Annotated in this window: 11 protein-coding genes; 5 read left to right on the plus strand and 6 right to left on the minus strand. The window is 59.1% G+C overall.

What is annotated here, in order from left to right; genetic code table 11:
* The coding region (locus PQQ96_RS40725) for a hypothetical protein (protein WP_408302870.1) at positions 1 to 786 on the plus strand (786 nt) is incomplete at its 5' end.
* Between the two features lie 128 nt (positions 787 to 914).
* On the opposite strand, the gene PQQ96_RS40730 is transcribed toward PQQ96_RS40725, so the two are convergent.
* A complete protein-coding gene (locus PQQ96_RS40730) occupies positions 915 to 1,577 on the minus strand; it encodes a glutathione S-transferase family protein (protein WP_408302871.1) in 663 nt (220 codons plus the stop codon).
* Between the two features lie 10 nt (positions 1,578 to 1,587).
* Positions 1,588 to 1,743 carry a hypothetical protein gene (locus tag PQQ96_RS40735; protein ID WP_408302874.1) on the minus strand — a complete coding sequence of 52 codons (156 nt, stop codon included), beginning with the start codon at positions 1,741 to 1,743 and terminating at the stop codon, positions 1,588 to 1,590.
* Between the two features lie 99 nt (positions 1,744 to 1,842).
* On the opposite strand from PQQ96_RS40735, the gene PQQ96_RS40740 reads away from it, so the two are divergent.
* Positions 1,843 to 2,151 carry a helix-turn-helix transcriptional regulator gene (locus PQQ96_RS40740; RefSeq protein ID WP_408302876.1) on the plus strand — a complete coding sequence of 103 codons (309 nt, stop codon included), beginning with the start codon at positions 1,843 to 1,845 and terminating at the stop codon, positions 2,149 to 2,151.
* Positions 2,130 to 2,819 (plus strand): helix-turn-helix transcriptional regulator, encoded by a 690-nt coding sequence (locus PQQ96_RS40745; RefSeq protein ID WP_408302878.1) that lies wholly within the window; start codon positions 2,130 to 2,132, stop codon positions 2,817 to 2,819. Before PQQ96_RS40740 ends, PQQ96_RS40745 begins: the two co-directional genes overlap by 22 nt.
* A 146-nt stretch (positions 2,820 to 2,965) precedes the next feature.
* Here the strand turns inward: PQQ96_RS40745 and cynS are convergent, their stop codons facing one another.
* Both cynS and PQQ96_RS40755 read right to left on the minus strand, forming a co-directional pair.
* A complete protein-coding gene (gene cynS, locus PQQ96_RS40750; RefSeq protein WP_408302880.1) occupies positions 2,966 to 3,436 on the minus strand; it encodes a cyanase in 471 nt (156 codons plus the stop codon).
* A gap of 42 nt (positions 3,437 to 3,478) precedes the next feature.
* Positions 3,479 to 4,138: a carbonic anhydrase gene (locus PQQ96_RS40755; RefSeq protein WP_408302882.1), complete on the minus strand. Its 660-nt coding sequence runs from the start codon at positions 4,136 to 4,138 to the stop codon at positions 3,479 to 3,481.
* A gap of 134 nt (positions 4,139 to 4,272) precedes the next feature.
* Between PQQ96_RS40755 and cynR the strand changes: the two genes are divergently transcribed.
* The gene (gene cynR, locus PQQ96_RS40760; protein ID WP_408302885.1) at positions 4,273 to 5,214 is read left to right on the plus strand and encodes a transcriptional regulator CynR; all 942 of its coding nucleotides are present in this window, start codon (positions 4,273 to 4,275) and stop codon (positions 5,212 to 5,214) included.
* On the opposite strand, the gene PQQ96_RS40765 is transcribed toward cynR, so the two are convergent.
* Entirely contained in the window at positions 5,159 to 5,809 is a 651-nt protein-coding gene (locus tag PQQ96_RS40765; RefSeq protein WP_408302887.1) for a hypothetical protein, read from the minus strand. The genes cynR and PQQ96_RS40765 overlap by 56 nt on opposite strands.
* Before the next feature lie 393 nt (positions 5,810 to 6,202).
* Between PQQ96_RS40765 and PQQ96_RS40770 the strand changes: the two genes are divergently transcribed.
* Positions 6,203 to 7,951, plus strand: coding sequence for an ABC transporter ATP-binding protein/permease (locus PQQ96_RS40770; RefSeq protein ID WP_408302889.1), 1,749 nt, complete (start codon positions 6,203 to 6,205; stop codon positions 7,949 to 7,951).
* Between the two features lie 60 nt (positions 7,952 to 8,011).
* On the opposite strand, the gene PQQ96_RS40775 is transcribed toward PQQ96_RS40770, so the two are convergent.
* Positions 8,012 to 8,386 carry a tautomerase family protein gene (locus PQQ96_RS40775; RefSeq protein WP_408302891.1) on the minus strand — a complete coding sequence of 125 codons (375 nt, stop codon included), beginning with the start codon at positions 8,384 to 8,386 and terminating at the stop codon, positions 8,012 to 8,014.
* Positions 8,387 to 8,463 lie beyond the last annotated feature (77 nt).

The raw sequence follows: 8,463 nt of genomic DNA on the forward strand, positions 1-8,463 counted from the left end.
CTGCCGTTGGCCTCAAGCGGCTTCGAAAGACCAAGTCGTGGTATTGTTTCCATCCCCATGAGTATTCACGCGCTCCCTGAAAGTTCGCCTCGATCGAGTTGGCTACCGGCCGGCGCGCTTCTGCTCGCCGGTGCGTTGATTGCGTCGCAGGCAGGTTTTGATATTGTCTTCAATGCGATCACAGGCGGTGTGCCGTGGATTCGCGTCGTTCTGTTTCTTGCATTGGCCACCGTTGGGATTTTCTGCGCGCAGCGCACCGGCCTTCGATTGGCTGCCCATGATCTTGGTCACCCCGTTGCGGTCGCTTTGGGCATCGGACTGCTCGTCGCACTTTACGTCGCGACCGTCGACCTCATTGTATTCCGGCAGTTGCTGCCGCCCGGTTACGTTGCTTATTTTTCCGGGCATCCCCTGTCGGAGCGCATGCTTTACTTTATGCTGCGCGCGTTCAACGAGAACATTCTTTACCGACTTTTTTTCATGTCGGCCGCGCTGTGGGTGATGGGACTTGTTTGGCGGGACTCGCAAGGACATATTCCAAAGACCGCTTACTGGGTCGCTATTGTTCTCGCCCAGGCTATTCCGATGCTGCTAAACGAAGCACCGTTTTATCCGCCGCACTTAACGCCAATTTTTCTGCTCTATGTTGTTGTGCGATTTATCCTGGCGGGCATTCTTTGGGGCTTTCTTTACTGGCGATATGGCTTTGTAACGGCAGAAATCGCTCACGTTAGCACCCATATTTTTCTGCAACCGATCATGGGGTATGTGCTGGGTCCAAGTTAAGAAAGCCTGCCATCGATGCGTCCTCACCGCTGCCTTCGATGATCGAACAAGGTTCGGGCGTGACCGAGCAAATCGACGGACCGGAAAGGGTTGAACTGGGACACCCGAAGTTGCTTTGCCGACGGGCGCTAGCCAAGTCCTTGAAGAAAATCGGGGATCGCACTTCCAATCGAGGCAAGATATCCTGCCATAGCACCGGCAACTTTTCGCACGGCAGGACGCGCGGTCATCCGTTCACGCCAAGCCAACAGGTTGGGCGTCTCTCCTGTCATCGGTGCACCCTTGCGCGCGCCGAACAACTGCGCCATGTAAAACGCAATGTCGGCATAGGAATAGGTCTCGGCCAGAAATTCCCGATTCGAAAGAACTCGTTCCATGCGTCGATAATATTGCAACGCTTCGTTGCGCGCCGTCTGCGCCGCAGGATCATCCGGCGCATCTTCAAGTCCCATCAGTCGGACAATGTGGGGAAAATAGATTTCATCGCAGCAGTGTTCGAGTTGACGCGCTATGGCGCGCGCCTTTGGATGCGCCGGCCATAAGGCAGGATTCGGCTTCAGGTCTTCAAGATACTCAAATATTTGCGTGGAATCGAAAATCTCCAGGTTGCCGTCTATCAGTACCGGCACCTGATGCTTCGGATTGACGCGCAATACATCTGGATGTTTGGGGTCGTAACCGCGCAGTTGGTCAAACGGAGTCATCACCAGTTCGAAGTCGATGCCTTTCTCGTGCGCCGCGATCTCGACCTTGGCGCCGAACATGCTCAGGGGGCCGGAAATTATTTTCATTTGTCTCTCCTCAATTGATTTCATGCGGCGCAACCGTCCATAGATTCGAACGGCCAGCTTCGTCAAAACGTGCGATGCCGGGAAACACCGCCATGTCCTTCAACACCTGCTCATTCGCTCGTAGTTCAACGACCTTGAGTTGCCTTTCGTGAATGCTCTCGTCCATGTTTGACCTTCGCACTGATCGAGCAGATCAGGGATGTGGCAGATAATAAGTCCGCTAACATGACACCTTATGTCATGTATTTGAGCTGAGGTGTCATTTATGAAAGCCAGCCGCCTTTTGTCGATCATGATGCTGCTGCAAGCGCGCGGGCGTATGACCGCGCCGGCTTTGGCTGAAGCACTGGAGGTTTCCGAGCGGACGATCTTGCGCGATATCGATCAGCTTTCCGCTGCTGGCGTGCCCATCTGGGGGGATCGAGGCCGCAATGGGGATTTCAATTGCGCGAGGGTTGGAGTACCGATCTCACCGGACTCACGGAGCACGAAGCGCACGCGCTGTTTCTGGCAGGTTTGCCTGGACCTGCGACAGAACTGGGTTTGGACGGCATGGCAACCTCTGCGCGGCTAAAGCTGATTGCCAGCCTGCCTCCGGACTCGCGCGAGCAGGCTGATCGTGTCGCCAGCCGACTGCACATTGACACTGTGGATTGGTACCGTGCGCAAGAGACGCCGTTATTTCTGCGTGAAGTCGCCGATGCCGTGTGGAGTTCGTACCGAATCGAAGTGAAGTATGAAAGTTGGCGTGGTTTATCCCGTCGCGAACTTGAGCCGTTCGGTTTGGTGCTCAAGGGAGGTACCTGGTACCTGATTGCCAAGGTGGTGGGCAGGCCCGGCGCACTGACTTTTCGGCTGGCGAATATTAGTGAACTCAAGTCCTCCCACCGCCGTTTCAAGCGTCCTGCGCGATTTGACCTGGCGAAGCACTGGCGTGACGCCATGAACCGCTACGAGACCGATCTTTATCGGTTGACGGCACATATCGCCGTGTCGCAGCGTGGCGAGAATTGGTTGGCCAACGCACGTATTAAAGCCGTTCCAGTTTTGCAGGGTGCCGGTAGTGCGGAGGTGCCATCGGGATGGAAGGAGTTTTTGATGCCCATCGAATCCATCGAGCACGGCGCGCGGAAGCTGCTGGGATACGGTTCAAATTTGAAGATCGTAGGGCCGCAGGAACTGAAGAGTAAATTTATGGAAGAGTTGTCGCAGTTGAAAGCGCTCTATAAGAGGGGAGCGTAACTTTGGTGAGAGATGACGCCAGGAAACCGGATAGTTCGGGAGATGGAAAATCGGATACCTGAAGTTTTCCTAGCGTCAATTTAATAATGTGTATTCCGAATCAATATATAAGGAGTCGTTCCCGCAAAAACGACTCATGTGCCGCCTCAGAACGGCTTGGTCGGCAAATACTTTCCGTCGAGTGTGATCACGGCGCGCGAGCCGCCTTCCGGATCGTCGACTTTCTTGATGTCGAGCTTGAAATTGATTGCGCTGATGATGCCGTCGCCGAACTTCTCATGAACCAGCGCCTTTAGCGTCGAACCGTAGATCTGCACCATCTCGTAGAACCGGTAGATCGTCGGATCGGTCGGCACGCCGCCCGGGATGCTGCCGCGCACCGGAATCGTCTGCAGCAGGCGCACCGCGTCTTCGCCCATGTCCAGTTTGTCGGCGACGACCTTGGCGGCGTCCGCCGGCAGCGGATGCTGGCCGAGCAGCGCGGCGGTGACGAATGCGAGGCTGAGGCCGGTGCCTTCGGTGAGTTGCTCGAACGTCAGGTTCTTGCGGACCTTCGCGTCGACGATCGCGTCGGCCAGGGCTTCGCGGGGGAATTGGCTGTATTGGGATTGCGTCATGATCATGCTCCTTGAGATGGACTGAAGTTGAAAAGCCGTGGTTCAGGCAGCAAGGGTGAGTCGGGCCGGGGTTGCACACACTTGCGGATGCTCCGCGAGAGAAACGAAGCGGTTCGTCGTGCCGTCGAGCGTATCGATCGAGCCGGTTTCGATGTCGTACACCCAGCCGTGCAGGGCCAGATGTCCTTGTTCGAGTGCGAGTCGCACGGAGGGATGAGTCTTGATGTTGGCAAGCTGGGCCACCACGTTTTCGCGGACCATCGAGTCGACCCGGTCCCGTTCGCTTCTGTGCTCACGGGCCTCGTTGACGACTTTCGCGGAATCCGCGTAGCGCAGCCAATTGCGCACGGCCGGCATGTGATCCATGCACTTGCAGGTAGCAATGGCCGTCATCGCACCGCAATCGGAGTGACCGCAGATCACCACATCGGTGACGCCGAGCGCGGCGACCGCGTATTCGATCGTGGCGGACACGCCGCCCGGTTCTGGGCCGTACGACGGCACGATGTTGCCGGCGTTACGGATCACGAACAGGTCGCCCGGCTCGCGCTGCGTGACGAGTTCCGGTACGAGCCGGCTGTCCGAGCACGAGATGAACAAGGTGCGTGGGTGCTGGCTCGTGGCCAGTTGCTTGAAAAGCTCGGAGCGCTGCGGGAACGCGTCACGCTGGAACTTCAGGAAGCCGTCAATGATTTCTTGCATGTTTCGCTCCATCGGGGTGAGTCACGGGGGTTGTTGCGAACCGATGGACGAAGAATGTGCCGCTCGAACTATAGTGTCAAAGACCGGTTTATTATTATCCCTATAGGTAACACCAATAGTTCGAGGGAGACCCCATGCTGCTCCGGCACATCCGTTACTTTCTGGCGGTCGCGGAACATCGCAATTTCACGCGCGCGGCCGAGGCGCTGCACGTGTCGCAGCCAACGCTGTCGCAACAGATCAGGCAGCTTGAGGACACGCTGTGCGTGCAGTTGCTCGACCGGTCCGGCCGGACGATCCAGTTGACCGACGCCGGTGCGGCTTATGTGCGCTACGCACAGCGCGCGCTGCAAGACCTGGAGGCGGGCAGGCGAGCGATCCACGACGTGCAGGAATTGAGCCGCGGCTCGCTGCGCGTCGCCATGACCCCGACGTTCACCGCTTACCTGATCGGTCCGTTGCTGGAGAAGTACAACCGCCGCTATCCGAACCTCACGCTGAACATCCTCGAAATGCCGCAGGAGCGGATGGAGACGTTGTTGAACGAAGATGCGCTCGATGTCGGCATCGCGTTCAGCGATACGCAGTCCCCCGACATCGAGACCCATGTCCTTTTCGTCGAAGCCCTGGCGATGGTGGTCGGCAAGTCCCATCCGCATGCGAAGAAGCGCGCTGCATTGACGCTTCGCGAGTTCGAAAGCGAAGCGCTTGTGCTGCTCAACGAAGCGTTTGCTACCCGCCAGTACATCGATCGGTATTGCCAACAGAATGGCGTCGCGCCACGCATTGCAATGGAGGTCAATTCGATCAGCGCGGCTATCGAGATCGTGCAGCGTAGCGCGCTCGCAACGCTGCTACCGGCCGCGATCGCGCGTGCTCACAGCGAACTGTGTCTGGTACACCTGGAGCCGGCGCTACCGCAGCGGACCGCTGCGCTGCTACTGCGCAAAGGCGCCTATCGAACCGCGGCAGCGCGGGCATTCATCGCGCTTGCGCTTGAGGAAAGCGCGGCTGTTTCGATTAGCTGCCCGGTGGCTGGGCCGGGACCCTCTGCCAGCCGGCGGGGCAGGCCCTGACATACGGGTAGTAACCCTCGGGCTTCACGCAGTAGTAATAGTAGGAGGCCGCTTGCGGCATGGGGCCGCCGCCCACGTCCGCTTGCCCATCCTGCTGCTCCAGGTACTGAGTTGGCGGCGCGGACACACCGACCGCCGTCGGCCCGTAAGGGTAGTAGCCGGGATAGTAGTAGGGGAACGGATAGGCGTAGTACGGGTACGGATAGGAATAGACAAATCCCGGGCCGAAATAGAAACCAATGGACCAGCCCCCGGCGCAGCAATAACCACCGTGGTAGTAGTAGCCGTGGTAGTAGCCGCCGTTGTAGTGATAGCCGTGGTAGTAGCTGCCGTTGTAGTAGCCACCGCCATGATAGGAGCCGCTATTTCCCCAGCTACTGCCACCGCTACTGCCATGATAGTAGCCGCCGCCCCAACCACCGGCATGATAGTCGCTGCCGCCACCACCGCCACCACCGCCACCACCGCCACCACCGCCCCAACTGCCGCCATGATAGTAGCCGCCGCCCCAGCCCCCTCTGCCGGCCATAGCTGCGCCGCTGGCACCCACGGCCGCCAACACCAGCAATAGCTGGCACACTCTACGCCCATTCATGATGGTCACCTCGACAGTCAGCGCCGATTCAGATTTGACCCATCGAGCCGAATCCCGTCCCGGGAAAAGCAGGCCTGGATGAGGACCGGCTGCTTATAAGTGTATGAATTTCGGGGACACTTTTCCTACTTCGTGTGACGGGGCGCGACCGTCGGCCGGATCGGGCTCGAGAACGACGAGCGGGGAGAGGTTCGCAAGAATGCGGTGCAACAACGACGGTCATCGGTGGGCCGGACGGATCGCGCCCTACAATCATGCCCATGTCTGCTGGATGCACCTGGCCCAAGCTCGAAAGCGCGCTCACCTACGCTGCCTCAAGACCGCCACCCATGCGCGAATCGGACAATCCCCCCGTACACTCGGTCCGCATTCACTGCGCGTTAGGCGGCGTTCATGAGCAACCCATCTTCCAGCCCTGCATCCGTGCAATCAGACCGCGTCTCGGCGTGGAGCCTGATCAGACCGTATTGGGTCTCCGAGGAGCGCAGAACCGCGTGGGGCCTGCTGATCACGATCATCGTCATGGACCTGCTCGTGGTCGGCATCAACGCCCGGTTGAACACGTGGAATCGCGATTTCTACAACGCGCTGGAAGGCAGGAACGTGCGCGATTTCCCGCAGCTGATGCTGTTATTCAGCGCGCTTGCATTCTCGTTCGTCGCGATTTCCGTCTACAACCGCTATCTGCGCCAGATGCTTGGCTTCCGATGGCGCCAGTGGCTGACCACGCGCTATCTGCACGAATGGCTGGGCGACGGCACCTTCTACCGCATCGAGCGCGACCGCCTCACCGACAACCCTGACCAGCGGATTGCCGTCGACCTCGAGTCATTTGCCAACACCACACTTTCGCTCACACTCGACCTGCTCTCGACGCTCGAAACACTCGTGTGGTTCTCAACCGTCCTATGGAGCACGGCGGGCGCGCTGGCAGTCGTGATTGGCGGCACGCCCGTCCAGATTCCTGGCTACATGCTCTGGGCCGCCATCGCCTATGCGATTGCCGGCTCGCTCCTGACCAACAAGGTCGGTCACCCGCTTGTGTCGATCAACTACCAGATGCAGCGCGTCGAGGCGGATTTCCGGTTCGGCCTGATCCGTCTGCGCGAGAACGCCGAGCAGATTGCGTTCTACGACGGTATGCGTACCGAGGCGTCGACCGCCCAGGATCTGTTCGGCCGGATTCGTGAAAACTGGTGGCGCGTGATGAAGTACACGCGGCGCTACAGCTTTGTGCTCAATTTCTACGGTCAGATCGCTGAGATCTTTCCGATCGTCGTGGCGTCGCCCCGTTATTTTGCAGGTGTGCTCAGTTTCGGCACCCTGATGCAAATCGCCGACGCATTCGGCTCGGTCAGCGATTCGCTTTCGTGGTTCATCAACAATTACGACACGCTCGTTCAATGGCGCGCAACGGTTAACCGTCTGCGCGAGTTCAAGCGCGTCATGCAGCAGCCGCATCTGAAGGAGTCCGTGTCGCCCGCCACCGAGCATGGCGGCATCAACCTGCATTATGTCGACGAGAGCCAGCTCGCCACGCACAACCTCACGCTTGCGCTGCCCGACGGCGAGACGCTCGCGAGCGTACGCGACATCGTCGTCAAGCCCGGTTCGCGCTGGCTCGTGCGCGGGCCGTCCGGCGCTGGCAAGAGCACGTTGTTGCGTGCGCTGGCGGGTCTCTGGCCGTTCGGAAACGGCTCGATCGACGCACCTGTGGACGCGCACATGATGTTCATCCCGCAGCAGAGCTACCTGCCGGCTGGCGCCTTGAAGGCTGCGCTTACCTATCCCGCAGCGGCCGCGAATTTCAGTGACGAGGCATGTTGCGAGGCGTTGCGTTTATGCCGGCTTGAAGGCTACGTTAACCGATTGCACGAATCCAACAATTGGTGGCGCATTCTTTCTCCCGGCGAGCAGCAGCGGCTAGCGGTCGCACGCGTGCTGATGCACAAGCCTGACTACGTGTTTCTCGACGAAGCGACGAGTGCGCTCGACACGGAGAACGAAGTGCATCTGTATCGCCTGTTGACGGAACGATTGCCGAACGCGGCGATTGTCAGTGTCACGCACCGCAAGTCGCTTGAGACGTTCCACCAGGAGACCCTCGATATCGCGCGTGCGCACGAGCAGACAGTGGCCTAGGCGCGGCCGCCGTCAACGTGACCGTTTGACCGCGGAGGGGGCGCTGCAAACTCTTTTACTTTATTCGTTCGCGACGTCCGGCATGACTTGCCCCATCTCCATTGCCTGACTGGCTGGCACCTCCTGAATGCCGATGACAATCTGGTCATCGGGTGCGCCCGTCGCGGCCTGAAGGAGTTTCCAAAGACGCTGCATCAACTCCCGCTTATATTCAGGTGACCGGCCGGTTCGTATCAAAAGCGTGAGCGCAGCAGTGGCGGCGGGTTCGCCAGCGGTGAACCCGCTGCCCGGCGCATAGTCCTGAAACACGACATGCACCCAATTTTTCGGCACACCCGCATAGTCGGAATGCAGGGTCGTCAGTTCCGTCGCGAGCCTGGTCTTAGCCTCGCTGTTGAGTACGTCATCCTGAATGATGATGGTGTAGAGCGGCATGGGAGCGACTCCTATCCTGACGTTTTGCGGGCATGTGCAATGACGGTGGCCCACCTAACCTGGCCCCCTGCTAACTC

The organism is Paraburkholderia sediminicola (assembly GCF_046027825.1).
Taxonomy (GTDB): domain Bacteria; phylum Pseudomonadota; class Gammaproteobacteria; order Burkholderiales; family Burkholderiaceae; genus Paraburkholderia; species Paraburkholderia sediminicola_D.